The sequence below is a fragment of the Leisingera sp. MMG026 genome (assembly GCF_021654205.1).
Lineage (GTDB): Bacteria > Pseudomonadota > Alphaproteobacteria > Rhodobacterales > Rhodobacteraceae > Leisingera.
In genome coordinates, this window is sequence record NZ_JAKFZM010000018.1 from 44,415 (window position 1) to 62,383 (window position 17,969).

Annotated in this window: 19 protein-coding genes; 5 read left to right on the plus strand and 14 right to left on the minus strand. The window is 62.7% G+C overall.

Going from position 1 to position 17,969, the window contains the following annotated elements:
• Together phnH and phnG are read right to left on the minus strand one after the other, a co-directional pair.
• A complete protein-coding gene (gene phnH, locus L1069_RS11715) occupies positions 1–585 on the minus strand; it encodes a phosphonate C-P lyase system protein PhnH (RefSeq protein ID WP_237455799.1) in 585 nt (194 codons plus the stop codon).
• A complete protein-coding gene (gene phnG / locus L1069_RS11720; RefSeq protein WP_237455800.1) occupies positions 585–1,037 on the minus strand; it encodes a phosphonate C-P lyase system protein PhnG in 453 nt (150 codons plus the stop codon). Before phnG ends, phnH begins: the two co-directional genes overlap by 1 nt.
• 107 nt (positions 1,038–1,144) lie before the next feature.
• On the opposite strand from phnG, the gene phnF reads away from it, so the two are divergent.
• On the plus strand, positions 1,145–1,858 hold the full coding sequence (phnF, locus tag L1069_RS11725) for a phosphonate metabolism transcriptional regulator PhnF (protein ID WP_237455801.1): 714 nt from the start codon (positions 1,145–1,147) through the stop codon (positions 1,856–1,858).
• A 259-nt stretch (positions 1,859–2,117) separates the two neighbouring features.
• Here phnF and L1069_RS11730 read toward each other — a convergent pair whose 3' ends face one another.
• From L1069_RS11730 to L1069_RS11745, 4 genes are read right to left on the minus strand one after another with little or no spacing between them, the layout of a single operon-like run.
• On the minus strand, positions 2,118–2,921 hold the full coding sequence (locus tag L1069_RS11730) for a substrate-binding domain-containing protein (RefSeq protein WP_129372040.1): 804 nt from the start codon (positions 2,919–2,921) through the stop codon (positions 2,118–2,120).
• Complete coding sequence (locus tag L1069_RS11735; protein ID WP_237455802.1) at positions 2,918–3,628, minus strand: ATP-binding cassette domain-containing protein; 711 nt, start codon at positions 3,626–3,628, stop codon at positions 2,918–2,920. The genes L1069_RS11730 and L1069_RS11735 overlap by 4 nt, the downstream gene beginning before the upstream one ends.
• Positions 3,628–4,332, minus strand: a complete 705-nt coding sequence (locus L1069_RS11740; protein WP_129372042.1) for an ABC transporter permease — start codon at positions 4,330–4,332, stop codon at positions 3,628–3,630. The genes L1069_RS11735 and L1069_RS11740 overlap by 1 nt, the downstream gene beginning before the upstream one ends.
• A 9-nt stretch (positions 4,333–4,341) precedes the next feature.
• The gene (locus tag L1069_RS11745; protein WP_211037718.1) at positions 4,342–4,569 is read right to left on the minus strand and encodes a hypothetical protein; all 228 of its coding nucleotides are present in this window, start codon (positions 4,567–4,569) and stop codon (positions 4,342–4,344) included.
• A gap of 52 nt (positions 4,570–4,621) precedes the next feature.
• Here L1069_RS11745 and nadA point away from each other — a divergent pair, with 52 nt between their 5' ends.
• Genes nadA through nadC form a run of 3 tightly spaced genes read left to right on the plus strand, consistent with a single transcriptional unit; the run spans position 4,622 to position 8,096 of the window.
• Entirely contained in the window at positions 4,622–5,674 is a 1,053-nt protein-coding gene (gene nadA / locus L1069_RS11750; protein ID WP_129372043.1) for a quinolinate synthase NadA, read from the plus strand.
• Between the two features lie 3 nt (positions 5,675–5,677).
• Positions 5,678–7,231 (plus strand): L-aspartate oxidase, encoded by a 1,554-nt coding sequence (locus tag L1069_RS11755; RefSeq protein WP_237455803.1) that lies wholly within the window; start codon positions 5,678–5,680, stop codon positions 7,229–7,231.
• Positions 7,232–7,241: 10 nt separating this feature from the next.
• Positions 7,242–8,096, plus strand: coding sequence for a carboxylating nicotinate-nucleotide diphosphorylase (nadC, locus tag L1069_RS11760; RefSeq protein WP_237455804.1), 855 nt, complete (start codon positions 7,242–7,244; stop codon positions 8,094–8,096).
• A gap of 46 nt (positions 8,097–8,142) precedes the next feature.
• Here the strand turns inward: nadC and L1069_RS11765 are convergent, their stop codons facing one another.
• From L1069_RS11765 to L1069_RS11785, 5 genes are all read right to left on the minus strand, one after another.
• Positions 8,143–9,618 (minus strand): hypothetical protein, encoded by a 1,476-nt coding sequence (locus L1069_RS11765; protein WP_237455805.1) that lies wholly within the window; start codon positions 9,616–9,618, stop codon positions 8,143–8,145.
• Entirely contained in the window at positions 9,615–10,379 is a 765-nt protein-coding gene (locus tag L1069_RS11770) for a methyltransferase domain-containing protein (protein ID WP_237455806.1), read from the minus strand. Before L1069_RS11770 ends, L1069_RS11765 begins: the two co-directional genes overlap by 4 nt.
• 18 nt (positions 10,380–10,397) lie before the next feature.
• Complete coding sequence (locus L1069_RS11775) at positions 10,398–10,790, minus strand: GtrA family protein (protein ID WP_129372048.1); 393 nt, start codon at positions 10,788–10,790, stop codon at positions 10,398–10,400.
• Positions 10,791–10,792: 2 nt separating this feature from the next.
• A complete protein-coding gene (locus L1069_RS11780) occupies positions 10,793–11,770 on the minus strand; it encodes a glycosyltransferase family 2 protein (protein ID WP_129372049.1) in 978 nt (325 codons plus the stop codon).
• 197 nt (positions 11,771–11,967) lie between these two features.
• A complete protein-coding gene (locus tag L1069_RS11785; RefSeq protein ID WP_237455807.1) occupies positions 11,968–13,953 on the minus strand; it encodes a CocE/NonD family hydrolase in 1,986 nt (661 codons plus the stop codon).
• Positions 13,954–14,094: 141 nt separating this feature from the next.
• On the opposite strand from L1069_RS11785, the gene L1069_RS11790 reads away from it, so the two are divergent.
• Positions 14,095–14,883 (plus strand): helix-turn-helix transcriptional regulator, encoded by a 789-nt coding sequence (locus L1069_RS11790; protein ID WP_237455808.1) that lies wholly within the window; start codon positions 14,095–14,097, stop codon positions 14,881–14,883.
• A 33-nt stretch (positions 14,884–14,916) separates the two neighbouring features.
• Here the strand turns inward: L1069_RS11790 and L1069_RS11795 are convergent, their stop codons facing one another.
• The 3 genes from L1069_RS11795 to L1069_RS11805 form a co-directional block, all read right to left on the minus strand.
• On the minus strand, positions 14,917–16,020 hold the full coding sequence (locus L1069_RS11795) for a CaiB/BaiF CoA-transferase family protein (RefSeq protein ID WP_134829013.1): 1,104 nt from the start codon (positions 16,018–16,020) through the stop codon (positions 14,917–14,919).
• Between the two features lie 163 nt (positions 16,021–16,183).
• A complete protein-coding gene (locus L1069_RS11800; protein WP_237455809.1) occupies positions 16,184–17,737 on the minus strand; it encodes a polyamine aminopropyltransferase in 1,554 nt (517 codons plus the stop codon).
• Positions 17,734–17,958, minus strand: a complete 225-nt coding sequence (locus L1069_RS11805; protein ID WP_129372054.1) for a DUF350 domain-containing protein — start codon at positions 17,956–17,958, stop codon at positions 17,734–17,736. The genes L1069_RS11800 and L1069_RS11805 overlap by 4 nt, the downstream gene beginning before the upstream one ends.
• Between the last annotated feature and the right edge of the window lie 11 nt (positions 17,959–17,969).

A 17,969-nucleotide genomic window follows, 5' to 3' on the forward strand; every position in this document is an offset into this window, starting at 1 on the left:
TCAGGTCTCCGCGTTGATTTGGGTGGACCGGGGCAGCGCAGCCAATTGCGCCCCGCAGGTGAAAAAGAAGTCCATCCCCAGCGGGTAAAGCATCGCGTTGTTCTGCAAGGCTTCCAGCTCAGGCAGCGCCATCTTTGCGGTATCCTTGATACCGGGCCCGGACAGGACGGCATTGGGCGCGCCGAACGCCGGCACTTCCACAATCAGGGTGGCAGAGCGATCCGGATACTCCGGCGTCCCGATGCGGAAGCGGTCAAGCGGCATCAGCGCAGCCCAGCTGCCAAGGACAAAATCCGCCTGTTCCGCCGCCACGATAGGCGCGCCGGTGTGAAATGACAGCCAGCAGCGCAAGGCTTCGCTGTCCACGTCCGGGGCCAGATAGACACCGGTTTCCGGATCGCACAGGGTCAGCAGCAGGCTTCCAGCAGCAACCGATATCCCGTCGGGCGGTATGGCGCCGGTGATATCTTCGATCCGACCAGGCCGTGCCATCGCATTCATCGCTGCGCGAAACGCTTGGGCCGACACCACCGGCGGATTGCTGAACCCGCCGGCATAGGCCATATTCTGAGACTGCCGAGGCATCAGTCTTCCCCCCGCACCATTGTAAAAAACTCAACCTTGGTTGCCGCAGCCTTGGCGGCCCGGGCCGTCTTGCAGGCCTTGCGTTCGGCGGCCAGCGGTTCCAGCACTGCAGTACGCAGGCCCGCCGCCGCACCGGTCTGCATCAACGCGTCAATCTTGGCGGCCATTCCGGCCTTTGACTTGCTGCGGCCCTGCACATAGCCGTGACCAACCGTTCCGTCCTCCAATGACAGCGCACAGCGGGTGATGGTCATCTCACCCAGATTGAACGAGGCGCCGGACCCGCCAATCCGGCCCCGGACCATAACGCCGCCCGCCTCCGGCGCGCGCAGCCATTCACAGGCGGGATCGGCCCCGTATTCTTGCCACAGCTCAGCGAGCCGGACCTCATCAGCAGAGGCCAGCAAGCTCATCCAGCCCTTGCGGTCTTCTGTGGAAAATTCTTTGTTCATTTGTCTAAGCCTCTTGGCCAGGTTGTCTATATAAGCTATACAACTAGACAAATACTATCTGAGTCGCCCCTGCCGACGCAATCCAAGACTTGTGAAAGTTACATGACATGGCCCGCACCCCCGTTTGGAAGTCCATCGCCATTGCCCTGACAGACGACATCGCACAGGGCCGCTACGAGACTGGCGGCAAGCTGCCCGCCGAGGCGCAGCTGTCGGCCCGTTTCGGAGTGAACCGCCACACTGTGCGCCGGGCGCTGGCCGATATGGCGGAACAGGGCCTGGTGCACCCGCGCCGCGGCGCCGGAGTGTTCGTGGCGGCCAAGCCGACGGATTATCCAATCGGCAAGCGGGTGCGCTTTCACCAGAACCTGACCCGCGAGGGGCGCAGCCCTGCCAAACAGATCCTGATGCTGGAGACCCGCGCCGCGGCGCCCCGTGAAGCCAATGCGCTGCAGCTGGATCCCGGCGCCCAGGTGCATGTCTATGACGGCCTGTCCCTTGCTGACGGCCAGCCCATTGCCCTGTTTCAAAGCATCTTTCCCGCGGACCGGTTTCCGGGGATTCTGAACGCATTGAAAGACCTGCGCTCGGTCACGGCCGCATTGCAAGAACAGGGTGTTGAGGACTACACCCGCGCCGAAACCCGGATCACGGCCAAACTCGCCAACGCGACCCAGGCCCTGCATCTGAAGATAGCCGAAGGCAGCCCGATCCTGCGCACCACCGGCATCAATACAGATCCTGAGAACCGCCCCGTCGAGTTTGGCCGAACCTGGTTTGCCGGCGATCGGGTCACCTTGACCGTCGGCGGCGAGACCTGAAGCAAAAAGCTCCCGCCTGTTCCGGCGCATTTTGAAAATGCACCTCTCAGTTGGGCCGCGCGCCGCGCTGACGCGCGGCGCGCAACCACTTCGACCTCAATTGCAGTTTGTTCAATTGCAACGCCCCCTGGCGTGCGCAGCACGGCTGCCACGCCCAACCATTGCAGGGTATCTTTGATACCCGGAACGGGCGGGAGTACCACCGCAATGGAACAGGCCCCCGCTGACAGCAGAGGTTTAGCGTGCAGATCAAAAACCGCTATTGTTTGGCGTTGAACACAAACAGCGTCTCGCCATTGATCTGATACCCGTTGATCAGCTCTTGTGCTTTGTCAGAAACCAGCCAAGCCTCCAATTGCACCGCCAGGCTGTTCTTCACGTGACCATGTTTTTCCGGGTTCACCGGGATATAGGCGTATTGGTTGAACAGCACCGGATCGCCTGAAAACAGCAGCGCCAAGCCGCCTTTGTTGCCAAAGTTGAGCCAGCTTGCACGGTCCGACATGATGTAACCGTCCATGCCTGACGCCGTATTCAGAGCAGCCCCCATCCCCGCACCAACCGCGCGGTACCAGTCGCCGAAATCCTTAGGATCAAGGCTGGCCGATGCCCACAGGCTCAGCTCTTTCTTGTGGGTGCCGCTGTCGTCGCCGCGGCTGACAAAGGCGGTCTCTGCGCCTGCAATCTTCTGCAGCGCGCTTGCAGCATCCGCGGCACCGGACACGCCGGCCGGATCCGCTTTTGGACCAATGAAGACAAAATCATTATACATGATCTCGCGGCGGTGGGTGCCGTACCCGCCAGCCAGGAACTTTCCCTCAGCCGTCTTGGAATGCACCAGAATCGCATCGACGTCACCGGCTTCGCCCAGCCTGAGCGCCTGACCGGTGCCAACTACCAAAAGCTGCAGATCCAGACCAAGATCGTTCTTGATCTCCGGCAGCAGGATCCCGGCCAGGCCGGAATTGTGGAAAGAAGTGGTCACCGCCATCTTCATCTCTTCCGCAAGCACTGCCGTGGCCATTGCCATTGAGGCAACCGCACCAATAATCAGATGTTTCATTCTACAATATCTCCGTTCAGAAATGCGCGTCCCTGAGGGGTTCCGGGTCCGGCAAAGAAATCTTTTGCCGGGCTGAATTCATGAATGCGGCCCTGCAGGACAAAGATCACCTCATCCGCCAGCCGCCGGGCCTGGCCCATATTGTGGGTGGACATCACCAGCCGCGTGCCGCTTTCCGATGCATGGGCCAGAATATCCTCGATCTCGCGGGTGGCGCGGCCGTCCAGCGCCGCGCAGGGCTCATCCAGGAACAGGACCTGCGGCTCACGCACCAGGGCGCGCGCAAGAGCCAGCTTCTGCCGCTCACCGCCGGACAGCATAGTCGCTTGGCGCTCCAGGATTGCCCCCAGCCCCACCCGGCCGGCCCAATCCGCCGCCCGTGCACGCGCTTCCTTGCGGGCCAGGCCGGTCAACCGCAACGGATAGGCGATGTTCTCGATCACCGAGCGCCGCATCATCACCGGGGTCTGGAACACAAAGGCCTGGTGCTTTTGCGCCTCTTCCAGCGGGCAGGCCCACTCCAGGCTGCCGCCGTTCATCCGCACTATGCCATGCAGCATCTTCAGCAGCGTCGTTTTGCCCGCCCCATTGGGACCCACCACAATCGAGGTACCCTGCCCGCCCAGCGTCAGATCCACCGGCCCGACCAGAAGCTTGCTGCGGCGGCGCACCAAAGCGCCCTTGGCCACCAGCGGGAACATCTGCATCACCAACGCCCCTCGCTCTCCGTCCGGCCCAGCCAGTGGATCGCCAAATTGACTGCAATTGCCAGCGCGATCAGCACAAATCCCAGCCCCAGCGCCATGGCAAACTCGCCCTTGCCGGTTTCCAGCGCTATTGCCGTAGTCAGCACCCGCGTTGCGTGGTCGATATTGCCGCCCACCACCATGATCGCGCCAACCTCGCCAATCGCCCGGCCAAAGCCCGCCAGCGCCGCAGTCAGCAGCGCCCGCCGCCCGTCCCACAACAGCGCCCGAATGCGCTGCAGCTGGGTTGCGTTCATCGAGATCAGCAGATCGTGGTAATCGCTCCACAGTTCCCGCAATGACTGATGCGCAATCGAGGCTACCAAGGGCACAACAATGATCACCTGCGCGATGATCATCGCTGTGGGTGTGAACAGCAGGCCAAACACGCCAAACGGTCCGGCCCGCGACAGGAACACATAGACCACCAGCCCCACTACGACCGGCGGAAGCCCCATCAGCGCATTCAGCACCGCAATTGTGGCCCGGCGCAATCGGAACCTGCGCACCGCCAGAAACGCCGCCAAGGGCAGCGCAATGGCACAGGCAATCGCCAGCGCAGTCAGCGTCACCCGCAGCGAGCGCAGGGTGATTTCCACCAGATCCGCGTCCAGCGCCGCCAGCAGCCAAAAGGCCTGGCTCAGTCCTGCCCACAGATCATTCATCGCGTCCGGTCACTCTCCCAAAGGCCAACTGCCGGCCCGGTCTAACATGGCTTTGCGCGGCTCCAAATCACAGGAGCAGACGCCGGGACAGCCAAAAACGGCAATCCGGCTGGAAAATTCTGCCCCCGATACCCATTTGAGAAGTAACGGCTTCCCGAAGATGCCGCCTGTTAGCGCCAAATCACCGCTTTTGGCTGCAAAAGCCTTCTCGCGTGCTTGCGTGCGCCAAATGAACATGAAACAACCCCCGTCCAAAGTGTCCCCTTGGACGCAACTTTGAGGACTTGCCATGTTCGACCTGCAATCCATGCGGGATCAACTCGCCAGCCAGTATGATCTGGCGCCCAATCCTGCCCTTGCCGAAAAGATGACGGATGTTTACGCGCGGATGAACCGTGTGGTGAACCCCATCGAATGGGTCGCCCATGCGCCCTATGTTGCAGCCATCCTTGAGCTGAAAAAGCAGCGCAATGCGGTGATCCTGGCGCATAACTACATGACGCCCGAGATCTATCACGGCGTATCGGACGTGGTTGGCGACAGCCTGCAGCTGGCGATCGAGGCGGCAAACGTCGAGGCCGATGTGATCGTCCAGTGCGGCGTGCATTTCATGGCTGAGACCTCCAAGATTCTCAGCCCGGACAAGACGGTGCTGATTCCCGACATGGAGGCCGGCTGCTCGCTGGCGGAATCAATCACCGCCGAGGGCATCGAACAAATGCGCGCCAAATACCCCGGCGCACCGGTCGTGTCCTACGTGAACACAACAGCTGAGGTGAAAGCCGCATCTGACATCTGCTGCACCTCGTCGAACGCGGCACAGATCGTCGCGGCGCAAGACAGCCACACCGTGATCATGACACCGGACCAGTATCTGGCCCAGAACGTCGCCAAACAGGTGCCGCAGAAAAACGTGGTCTGGTGGGAAGGCTCCTGCATCGTGCACGAGCAATACACCGCCCAGGATCTTCGCGATTTCCGCGAATGGAATCCCGGCACGCGGCTGATCGCCCACCCGGAATGCCCGCCCGATGTGGTGAACGAGGCCGATTTCTCAGGCTCCACCAGCGGCATTCTTAAATACGTGACTGATGAAAAGCCGGAAAAGGCGATGCTGATCACTGAATGTTCGATGGCCTCGAACATCGCCGATCAGCTGCCCGAGGTGGATTTTGTCGGCCCCTGCAACATGTGCCCTTACATGAAGAAGATCACGCTGGAGAAAATCCTCTGGTCTTTGCACACCATGTCCGAGCCGGTCGTGGTCGATGAAGTTGTGGCCGAAAAGGCCCGTGTGGCGGTTCAGCGGATGATTGACCTCAGCCAGAAACTTGGCGTCTGATCTGTGATCGAAACCGGCCGCATTGTTATTGCCGGCGCAGGTCTTGGCGCGCTCTACGCCGCGCTTGAGCTGGCACCGCGGCCGGTTCTGGTGATCTCACCGGAAACCTTGGGCAAGGGCGCAAGCTCTGCCTGGGCGCAGGGCGGCGTCGCGGCAGCCATGGCCAATCATGACACGCCCGAGGCCCACGCCGCCGACACTCTGCAGGCAGGCGCCGGCACGGTCGATGCTAAGGTGGCCGCGATGGTCACACGGGTCGCGCGCGCGCATATCGTCGACCTGACCGACCTTGGCACGCCATTTGACCGCGATGCGGACGGCAATTATGTGATGAGCCGCGAAGCGGCCCATTCCGCCGCCCGCGTGGTGCGCGTAAAGGGCGACCAGGCCGGCGGCAAGATCATGCAGACATTGATTTCTGCCGTGCGCGCAGCGCCGTCCGTGCAGGTGCTGGAAAACACCCAGGCTGTGCGGTTGGAAACCGAAGGCAATACCGTTACCGGCATCTGGATCACCCGCGCCGATACGCCTTCTGCCCCGGTGCTGGTCAAATGCCCCGGCGTGCTGCTGGCCGGCGGCGGCTCCGGCGGGCTTTATGCCCATACCACCAACCCGCCCCGCATCCGCGGTCAGGTGATCGGTTTTGCCGCCCGCGCCGGCGCCCGCATCGCCGACCCGGAATTTGTGCAATTCCACCCCACCGCCTTTGACATCGGCGAGGACCCGGCCCCGCTGGCGACCGAAGCATTGCGCGGCGAAGGCGCGGTGCTGATCAACGCGGATGGTGAACGCTTCATGCTGGCTGAGCACCCGGACGCCGAACTGGCCCCCCGTGACATCGTTGCCCGCGCAATCTTCGCCGAAACCCAAGGCGGCCGCCGCCCGATGCTTGACACAACCGAAGCACTCGGCGCCGCGGTGCTGACCCGCTACCCCACGGTCGCAGAAACCTGCGCCCGTGCGGGCATCGACCCGGTGCAGAACCCGATCCCGGTTGCCGTCGCCGCACATTACCACATGGGCGGGGTCGAGGCCGACATGCAGGGCCGCAGCAGCCTGAAAAACCTCTGGGTCTGCGGCGAGGCGTCCTCCACCGGCCTGCATGGCGCCAACCGTCTGGCCTCTAACGGGTTGCTGGAAGCGCTGGTCTATGCCCGCAACGCAGCTCAGGACATCGCGTCGCTGGATACCCCCGTAAATGTGGATGAGATCCACCCGAGCTTCCCGCCGGGCGGACAGAATCTGGACGCTGCAGCGGTCAAAAACCTGCGGGAAACCATGACCGCGCATGCCGGCGTGCGACGTACCGCCCAAGGCCTGAAACAGGCGCTGGCAGCCATAGCCCGGCTCGAAGCCGGGCAGGCCGCAGACGAGAATTTCGCCAATATGTGCGCTACCGCCACGCTGATCACCGCCGCTGCGCTTCAGCGCAAGGAAAGCCGGGGCGGTCATTTCCGCGACGACTTCCCCACGGCCGACCCTGCGCAGGCCCACCGCACCCGCATCACCCTGGACGAGGCCATGGCGATCCGTGACCGGATTGCCCCCGGGCCGTGAAGGAGCCGACATGAGCACCCAATTCGCCACCCTGCCCGACTTGATCCTGGAACCGATGGTGCGTGCAGCGCTGATGGAAGACCTAGGCCAGAACGGCGACATCACCACCCGCGCTGTGATCCCGGCCACCGCCGCCTACACCGCCCGGCTTAACGCCCGCGAGGACGGCGTGGTCTCCGGCATGCAGATCGCCCGGATCGCCTTTCACCTGGTGGATACCGGGCTGAAGGTGGAAACGCTCCTGCCCGACGGCAGCCCCTGCCGTAAGGGCGACACGCTGATGACCATCGACGGCTCTGCCGCCTCGATACTGTCGGGCGAGCGTGTGGCGCTGAACTTTGCCGGACGGCTGACCGGTATTGCCACCCTTACTGCTGCCTTTGCCGCCGAGGCCAAGGGCACCGCCACCCGCATCACCTGCACCCGCAAGACCACGCCGGGCCTGCGCATCGCCGAGAAGCAGGCGGTTCTGCATGGCGGCGGTTACAACCACCGTTTCGGCCTGTCGGATGCCATCCTGATCAAGGACAACCACATCGCCGCGGCTGGCGGGGTGCGCGCCGTTCTGGACGCCGCCAAATCCAGCGTCAGCCACATGATGAAGGTGGAAATCGAAGTCGATACTCTGGAGCAGCTGACCGAAGTCATCGCCACCGGCGGTGCCGATGTGGTTCTGCTGGATAACATGGATACCCCCACCCTGGCCAAGGCTGTGGAGATCGCCAAGGGCCAGGTGGTGACCGAAGCCTCTGGCAACATGCGCCTTGACCGCATTGCCGAAGTGGCTGCAACCGGGGTTGATTACATTTCCTCCGGCGCGCTTACACATTCGGCGCGCACCCTGGATCTGGGCCTCGATTTCTAAGGCAGCCCCGAACCGCCGGATCATACCGCCGGGCCAGTGCCCGGCGTTATTCGTCAGCCTGGCGGTTTTTCCGGGCGGCCTCCAGCTTGCCTTCACGCAGCGCCTTGGGCGACAGCATCAGCACCGAAGAACCGCCATCAATATGACGCACCTCATAGCCCTGCCCCTCCAGCAAGCCGCCGCGCAGCTCCCCGGGCAGGCCGGCACAGGCTTCAGGCCGGCTTTCGCACATCACGATGTCCCGCCCCGTCAGGTAATTCAGCCGGAATTCGACTGACTGATCCTTTTGCAGGTCCGACTTGTTGGCCGCTTCCAGGGACAGATAGGTTCCGGTGACATAAACCGTCCCCTCCCCGTCAGCCAGCTCTGCCGCCATGTCCTGGCTCAACCGGTTCCATTCGGTAGAGAAATAGTGGGTCAGCCCGGCAAAGATCACATACAGGGCCGTGAAGCCAAACAGCAGGTTGCGGCTCAGCCGGGCCCGCCCGCCGTCACGCAGCTGAAGGGCGAACAAGCCGACAAAGACTGCGCCAAATGCCCACAGAAACCCGCCGGACCGCACCGGCATGTCGATGCCGCTGCGAATGACCTGCAGGCAGATCAGCGCCAGCCCCAGCCCGGCTCCGGACAGCATGTACAGCGCCCGCCATTTGTCCCGGCTCCACAGGGCCCACACGGCACAGCCAAGCACCGCAGTCTGAAGCAGCGCCAGCCCGGTGATGCTGTAACCGCCTTTCAGCACCAGGTTCACCAGGAAATCCGCGGCCAGTTTGGAATTTTTCAATGCCGAGGCCAGATCCGTCGCAGGGCTGGGATTGCGCCAGTCTGCCATCGGCACGCCGAACACCCCGTGTTCGGCATAGTTCAGCGCGTAGATTGCCAGCATTCCAAGGGCAAAGCTGGCGATGAACAAAATCAGCAAACCCGCGAGATCCTTTGCCGAACGCGCGGCGTCTGCGCGGGTCAGGCTCATCGCGAGGATCAAAAACGGGTAGGTCGTATAAGACATCAGCGCCGCCGGAACAAAGACCAGCATCAGCCAGCGGCACGCCCGTTCGCTCAGCCGGGTGGCAAGCCAGCCATAGAGCGCCAGAATCGCCAGCCCCGGAAGCAATGTGTTGAACCACAGCGAGATCAGCACCGATGGCAGACACAGCCCGGCAATCAACGCTACCATCACCCGCTGCCAGACCTCAGCTTGCCGACCAAGAGCATTATGCACCAGACAGCCCAGATAGATCGCCCACAGCAGGTGGTAGGCCAGGAAGTTAACCCAGGCCGGCGTCACTACGCCGCGCAAATGCCACAGATAGTTGACCCAACGTCCTTCGGTCAGAGTTTTGGAATAGAACAATGATGGATCCGCCAGCAGCGCCGGATAGTCGTCATGCCGGATCATTGGATCATGCAGTTGGAACAGCGCGGCCAACAGCATCAAGGCAAAGACCGCAGCTACCGTTACCAGCAACTGCGGCACTGCAGGTCGCCCCGTAGCAGTACTGCCGGCGGTGGCAAGTGTCATCCTGCCGCCTCCTGCAGGCGGCGTGCACGGCGGGCCAGCACCGCAGCGCGGCCCTGGGCAATTCTGGTGACCACTGGCTGCGGCATCAGCGAGACGATCCCCCTCCGCATCCGCCAGCCGAGGCTGCCAGCCAGCGGCACGTTCTGTCCAGCCGGTACTTCCGCAGCCAGCACCGCCTGCGGCAGGTTTTTTCGCCCAGCGGCATTGGCGTATAGAACGGTGTTATAGCGGTACCAAGGCTCGACGCCGTCGATGTCCTTCAGTTGGGGCCGGGCAAAGTCAAAGGCAGAGAAGCCGCGCGCGGCAAACATCTCCTGCCAGAATGACAGTGGCTTTTCGTTGATGTGAAATTCCCCTCCCTGCCCCGGCACCGCGGCTGAGAAAAGAACCCGGTCGGCGTGGCAGGTCAGGCTATCCACCAGCCGCTCCGAGGCCGCCTCGGGCAGATGCTCACCCACTTCCAGGCTTTGCGCCAGGTCAAACTTGCGTTTCAGGTCAAAGGGTTTGGTCAGGTCAGCTGCGTGAAACTGCTCACGCGGGATTGCCAGCCGGTCGCGATCTACATAATCGCCATCAACGCCGGCCACATCCATCACACCGGCCTTGATCCATTCGCTCAGCCAAACGCCACGGCCGCTGCCCAGATCCAGCACACTGCCCGCTTGCAGATGCGGCTGCACCACCGAAATCATCGCCTGCGCCGAAGATCGCGCGCCCTGGTCGATGTAATCGTAAAACTCGTTGGAATAGATATGGGACATAGTTGCTCCGATCGATTGTCAGCCAGCCGCGGCATACACCCAGAGGCGGAAGATGATAAAATTCTGAACCGGCAGGATCACCGTGACGGCAGCGGCGGACAGCCAATCCGCCCAGCCCAACGCCGGACCGATCACACCGGTGATCAGCGCCGAGACGGCAAATCCCGCAGCGATGGTGCAGGAAAAGCGCAGCATCTGCTCCGGCATGCCCAACGGGCGGCGAAAGGTCCAAGCCGTTTGCAGTACATATTGAACAGCGACAGCAACGGCAAAGGCGAGCACATTTGCGGACGCCTGTGCCAGCCCCGATGCCAGCAACGCGGTATAGCCCAGCACATAAAGCCCCGCGACCGTCGCGCCCACAATCGAGAACCGCAGAACCTGACCGGAATCGCCCCCCAAAACAGCCATCCTTACGATGCTTCCTTGTGCCGGGGGGCCGTTTCGATGTTCACCGGATCAGCCGCCGCCGCAGTGCCGGTTTCTTCCGACAAAAAGTACATGGGCCGCTGCTTGCTCTCCATATAGAGCCTGCCGATGTATTCCCCCATGATCCCCAGCGTCAGCAGCTGAATGCCCGAGAAGAAGGAAATCGCCAGCAGCATCGACGCCCAGCCCGGCGCGGTGTTGTGAAGGATCAGCGACAGGAACACATAGACCGCCATCAGGAAAGTCACATAAAGGCTCAGGAACGCCAACCGCGTCGCCATTTTCAGCGGCTTGGTGGAGAACCCGGTCAGCGCGTCCGTCGCAAAGCGCAGCATGGCCCGGAACGGGTATTTGGTGACACCGGCAACCCGCGCATCGCGCACATATTCCAACCCGATCTGCTTGTAGCCTGCCCAGGCAAACATGCCGCGGATGAACCGCGCGCGCTCGGGCATTGCCAGCACTGCGTCCAACGCGCGGCGGCTGACCAGACGGAAATCGCCGGTGTCCTTGGGGATATCCACATCCGACAGCGTATTCAGGAAACGGTAGAACCCATAGGCCGTGATCTTCTTGAAAAGGGTCTCCCCCTGCCGTTCAGCCCGGCGCCCGTAAACCACGTCATAGCCGCGGTCCATCATCATCATCATGTCCGGCAGGATTTCCGGCGGGTCCTGCAGATCGGCGTCCAGCATAAAGACACGCGCGCCACGCGCAGCCTCCAGCCCCGCAGTCAGCGCCACCTGATGACCGCGGTTCGCCGACAGGCGGATGCCGCGCACCACAGGATATTTGGCATGGGCCGCCTCTATCGCCGCCCAGGTTTGGTCGCTGGATCCGTCATCCGCCAGGATGATCTCGGCGTCCTGCGCCCATGGTTCAATGGCCTGCACCAGCCGCTCCACCAGCATGGGGACCGACTCTTCTTCATTGTAGCAGGGCACAACAACGGAAAGCTGCACTTTCTCGCCCCCAATACTGTTTGTTAACCGCTCGTTAACCAAGATACTGGCCCGCACGGCCAAGGCAACGGCAGCCCGCTGAGGGTTTAATTTGCAATCAAATGGTTAAAGGCCTGTGTGTTTTTGGTAACGCACTATGTCAAAACCAAGGCAAATGCGGACGAATTGCCGAAAACCCGCCCGCATCCCGCCCTGGATTACAGCACGCCGCGCGGAATCACTTCCTGCCATTCCTTGGTCAGGAGCACTTCCCTGTTTGCGCCCTCATAGGCCGTCACCCGGCGCCAGAGGTAAAAATTCTCCCGGTCGCAGGTCACCTTGTTTTCAGTGTCAATTGCAACCTGCCAGCCGCCACGCTCGAATTCGAAATTCCAGTCGCTGGCAAAGGCTGCAGTGGCCGGATCATCGGGATGCACTTCGTAATGCATGGAGACATGGCTGCCTGCGCTCATGCCGTGGCTGGGATCCACCGCCTTGCCGTAATCGTCAAAGGTATCCAGCACCAGCGCGCCGTCTTCCCGGGTCCAGGTCCTGGAGGTGCCGCCAGCCGCCCGCAGCTGCTCCGCCTGCAGCACCGGATAGTCCCGCGGCGCGCCAGGGGCCTGCGGGTCGATCTCTTGCGAAACCCGCCGCTCAGGCAACACCAGCGTGCAAGCTTCGAGATGCAGCGTGACTTTTGCTGCCTCCGGCGCGGGCCAGACAATCGGCCAGTAGGACGTCGACAGCGCCAGCCGCAGCACGTGCCCCGCCTTCAGACGGTGCGCGCATTCATTCAGCTCGATTTCCGCTTCATACCGCTCACCCGGCACCAGTTTCTGCGGCGCCTCAAACCCGTTGCGGCAGGTCAGGTTCAGCGGCCGGAAGGTGATCCGTTGCGAGACACCTTCAGGCGAGACATCACACAGCCGCGCCACCAGCTGCGCCACCGGCCTGTCGACGCTGAACGCCACCTTGACCCGCGGCCGGCCCAGCAGCTCCAGCGGTTCTGCCAGCGGTGCGCTGTCGAAACAGGCAGACAGCGCATCGTCGCCAGCCTGATCGCCCGCCAGTTCATTGTCGAACCGCATCCCCGGACAGAAATATCCCGACGCCTGCCCCACCGTCGCCGGGCTGCTGACTGTCTGAGTGCCGCTTGCAGCCTCTCCGGCCAGCACGCCCGTGCCCAGATGCATCACCCGCTCCTGCACATTGGGTGAGGGCCACGCGGCTTCCGCCACCCAGCGCCCCTGACGCGGTTTGTTCTGCATCGACGGATTGAAATGCTCCTGCATGTAGACACGGTAGTCCGGCAGGTCTTCCGCCCCGGTCTCCTCGCCCTTCAGCCATTTGCCGAACCAGGTCAGCACCTCGCCATGGAAATCCGCCGGATCCAGCTTGGCGATATGGGCATAGCGGTGTTCCCACGGGCCGATCATCGCCTTGGCCGGCACGGTCAGATTGGCGGCCAGCGCGGGCGGCGCATTCACATAGGCATCCGCCCAGCCGGTGATTGCCAGCACCGGTGCCTGGATCGCCGGCCAGTCCTCGCAGACCGATCCATGCTTCCACTGGCCATTCCTGGTCTGTTGCCGCAGCCAGTCCGCGGCCATGAAAGGCATCTCTTCGATCCGCTTGATCCAATCCGCGCGCCAGTCCGGGCGCAGCTCAGGATCCGCAGGGCGCGACTGATAGGCAAACATCTGGCTGCCCCAGTTGGCGTTGTCGCTAAGGAGACAACCGCCCATGTAGTGGATATCATCGGCATAACGATCCACGGTCGAGGCAACCGAGACCACCGCTTTCAACGCCTCCGGGCGGCGGAACGCCAGCTGCAACCCGTTGAAACCGCCCCAGCTGATGCCAATCATGCCAATACTGCCATCGCACCAGTCTTGCGCTGCGATCCAGGCCAGAACCGCCTCGCCATCGCTCAGCTCCTGCTCGGAGTATTCATCGTCAAACACGCCCTCGCTGTCGCCGGTGCCGGCAATATCCACCCGGATGCAGGCATAGCCTTCGGTGGCAAAAACCGGATGCGTGGTTTCATCGCGGGGCGCTGTGCCGTCGCGCTTGCGATAGGGCAAATACTCCAAAATTGCCGGAAACGGCCCCTCGCTTTCGGGCATCCACATCCGCGCCGCCAGCTTGCGCCCGTCCGGCAGGGTGATCCAGGTGTTTTCAATGATGCTGAATGTGCCGGGCATTGGGTCTTCCTTGTCTCAGTTCCGGGCGGTGCCCTTTGGCGGTACTCTTGCCAAACCGGCATCGAAAGAAAAGTGATCACTTGTACGCATATGTAAGCGAGTGTACGCAGTCAGACAGCCATTCCGTGAAAGCCCGCACCGATGCCCGACGATTTTTCCCGCAATTTGCGAAGGCTGTGCGCCGATACCGGCAGCATCGCCCAAGTCTGCCGCGAGATAGGTATGAACCGGCAGCAGTTTAACCGGTATCTCAACGGGCACGGCCTGCCTTCGGCCCACAATCTGCACCGCATCGCGCGTTACTTCGGGCTGGAGGAGGAGGCGCTGTTTACCCCGCATCAGGACTTTCGCCAGCAAAGGGGTGCTGCCGCCGCGGTCTCGGCCCCGGCCTTGCAATTCGGCAGCCTGTTCCGCGATCAGGCCCGGCGGCTGCGCCGTTTCATGGGCGTCTACCACGGTTATTTCCGCACCCCGACCTGGCCCGGCCAGATTCTGCGCACGCTGATCTGGCTGCGCCCGCAGGACGGCTGCGCCGTTACCCACACGTTTGAGCGCGCCATTGCCCGCGACGGCAGTATTCGCCAGCGCAGCCGCTATGCCGGCATGGCCACCCTCCGCAACAACCGGATCTGCATGTATGAAACGCCCCGCCGCGGCGGCGGCTATCTGTCCGAAACAGTGCTGATGCCCGCCCATCCGCAGCAGGTCTCCTACTTGCAGGGGCTGACCCTGGGGATCTCCGCAGGCCCCGGCCAGGCGCCCTTCGCCACAAACACCGTCTGGGTGCGGATCGGCGAAAGGACGTCGGCCCGCGAGGCGCTTGCCGCAACCGGTGCTTACCCTGAGGCCAGCCCCCGCATTGACCCGAAGGTACGGCGCCTGCTGGGAGAACAACCGCCGCTGAGCCTGAGCACAGGCCCTCAGGTATAACCGCACCCGCTCTGCCGCGTGCCGGGCTGCAGGTTACTCCGGCAGCGTCGGCGCTGATTTCTCCAGCGCCAGCTCCGCTTCCGAAAACGTCCACGGCCCCCGCACCCCCGGTACGCCTTCCGGCGCGATCTGCATCTGCCGGTGCTGGATCTGCGGATCCTCAAAGGCCTGCCCGATGGTGTTGATCGGCCCCGCGGGCACTGTTGCCGCCTCCAGCGCTGCCAGCAGATCCGTTTGCGTCCAGGCCGCCAGCACCTCCTCCAGAACCGCCGTCAGCACCTTGCGGTTGGCAACCCGCAGCTGGTTGGTCTGGAACCGCGCATCCGCTTTGGCCTCGGCCAGCCCCAGCACATCGCACAGCCGCAGGAACTGCCCGTCATTGCCCACCGCCAGGATCACATGGCCGTCCTTCACTGCCATCACCTGATAAGGCGCGATATTCGGATGGTCATTGCCCAACCGCACCGGGCTGTCGCCGGTCGCCAGATAGTTCATCGCCTGGTTCGCCAGCAAGGCCGTCGCGCAGTCCATCAGCGACATATCCAGATGCTGGCCGCGGCCCGTTGTGTGGCGCTGCTCCACCGCCGCAAGAATGCCGATCGTGCCATAAAGCCCGGTGACAATATCGGTGATCGCCACCCCCACCTTCTGCGGCTGACCATCCTGCGCGCCGGTGATCGACATCAAGCCTGACATGCCCTGCAGCAGAAAGTCATAGCCCGCCCGCTTGGCATAAGGCCCGTCCTGGCCAAAACCGGTGACCGAGCAGTAGATCAGCCGCGGGTTGATCTGCGCCAGGCTGTCGTAATCCAGTCCGTATTTCTTCAGACCGCCGACCTTGAAGTTCTCGATCAGAATGTCTGCGTCACGGATCAGATCAAGGACAGTCTGCTTGCCTTCCTCAGTCCGGAAATCAGCAACGACACAGTCCTTGCCCCGGTTGGCAGCATAATAATAAGCGGCGGTTTTATCGCCGTCCCGCTCAATGAACGGCGGCCCCCATTTGCGGGTATCGTCGCCGTCCGGGCTTTCCACCTTTACAACCTCAGCGCCCAGATCCGCCAGCGACTGGCCGATCCAGGGCCCGGCCAGGATACGGGCAAGCTCAACCACCTTAAGGCCGGCTAGCGGGGTCATGGGCATTCCTCCCTGTTGGTGCCTTGGTCTTTGCTGGATATGCTTAACGGCTGAAACAGCTCCGGGCAAGATTTGATCAAATCAACGCTTGCCCGGGTCCCGCGACAGGCCGGCCGCCAAAATCAGATATGTTCCGAGCTGTTTCCCGTGCCGGGATACGGCCTTACTCAAACCACTGGTCCCAGCCGTCCTGATAATACCCGGCCAGCGCATGGGATTGCAGCGAGTTGATCGCCACGTCAACCGGCCCGGTGTCATCCCCAAAGACCTGCGCCGCCTGCCAGACAGCGGCATTCAAGAACTTCAGCCCCGCAGGCAGTGTCAGTTCCCGCGGCCTTAGCGCCTGCGGCGTGGCCAGCACAAATCCCCAATCGCCAAAGCTTGGCACATAGGCGTGATACGGCAGTACCTGCAGCCCCTCGCCCAAACGGTAGGGATTGCGCGCCGCCTTCAGCGTCCCCGCCACCGACCAAAAAGCGCTGCGGGCAAACAAAGGCGAGCCGGCCTGGGTCACCACCACCCCTTGCGCGCTCAACCGTTCCATCAGCGCGCCATAGAACTGCCGGGTGTACAGCTTGGACAACGCCAGATTCTTGGGGTCCGGCAGATCCGCGATGATTACGTCAAAGACGCGATCCGTCCCCTCTACAAACTTCCACGCATCCATGTTGCGGATGGTTACACGTGAATCCTTCAGCGCCCCGCCATTCAGCGCCGACAACTGCGGATGGCCGCGGAACAGCTCTGTCACCCGCGGGTCAAGATCCACCAGCGTGACACTTTCCACCTCCGCCCAACGCAGCACCTCGCGCACTGCCATGCCATCGCCGCCGCCCAGGATCAGCACATCCTTGCGCCGCGGCGCCAGCCCCATCGCCGGATGCACCAGGCTTTCGTGATAGCGGTGCTCATCCAACGTATCGAACTGGATCGAGTAATCCAGAAACAGCCGCACCCGGTCCTTGTAGCGGGTCACGGTGATCTGCTGATACGGCGTTGCCTCGCTCAGGATGATGTCGTCCTCAAACAGATCGGCTTCGGCCACCGACACCAGCCGCTCGGATTGCCACAGGCCCGCGAGCGTGGCGGTAAAAACCACGGCCCAGACTGCGGCCTGCGCCCGGCTGGCATCAGCGCGGAACACCCATAGCGACAGGCCGGCGACACCCAGATTCAAAGCCCCGAAACTCAGGCTGGCCGACATCAGCCCCAGCTGCGGAATGATCAGCAGCGGAAAGGCGACCGAGGCCGCCAGCGCGCCGGCATAATCCACGCTCAGCACATTCTCGAACCGGAACTCCGGCGCGCCGATCTGCTTCAGCACCCGCGCAATCAGCGGGATTTCCATCCCAGACAGCACACCAACCAGCACCAGCAGCCCGTACAGGGGCACCGAAACGCTCTCCATCCAGGCATAGGAAAAGAAGATCGCCGGCGCCATGAAACCGCCCGCCACCCCCAGCCCGATCTGCGCCCAGATAAAGCCGCTCATCGCCTGACCGACAAAACGCGACAGCCAGGCGCCCAGCCCCATCGCAGACAGGAACACCCCGATCACCAGCGAGAACTGGCGCACGGAATCTCCCAGCAGGTAACTGGACAGCGTCGCCGCGATCAGCTCGTAAATCAGCCCCGAGACCGCCACCAGAAAGGTCGCCGCCAGCAGCCAGAACTCGCGCAGCCGCACGCCCCCGCTGTCAGGGGCCGCGCCGGTCATGACAGGATGACAGCCGCAATGATGATCGAGATGGACAGGAACAGAAAGCCGATCAGCACCGCCAGCGCCATGTTCTGGTCCTGTTCGATCTCCTTCATGATCGGAAAGGGCGTCATCCAGTCGATCACTTTCCAGACCGCCCCCATCAGCGCCACGCCGACAAAGGTATAAAACACAGTGCTGATCAGCTCAGCGGCTTGGATGGCAGAGAAATACTCCATGGGGTCCCCCG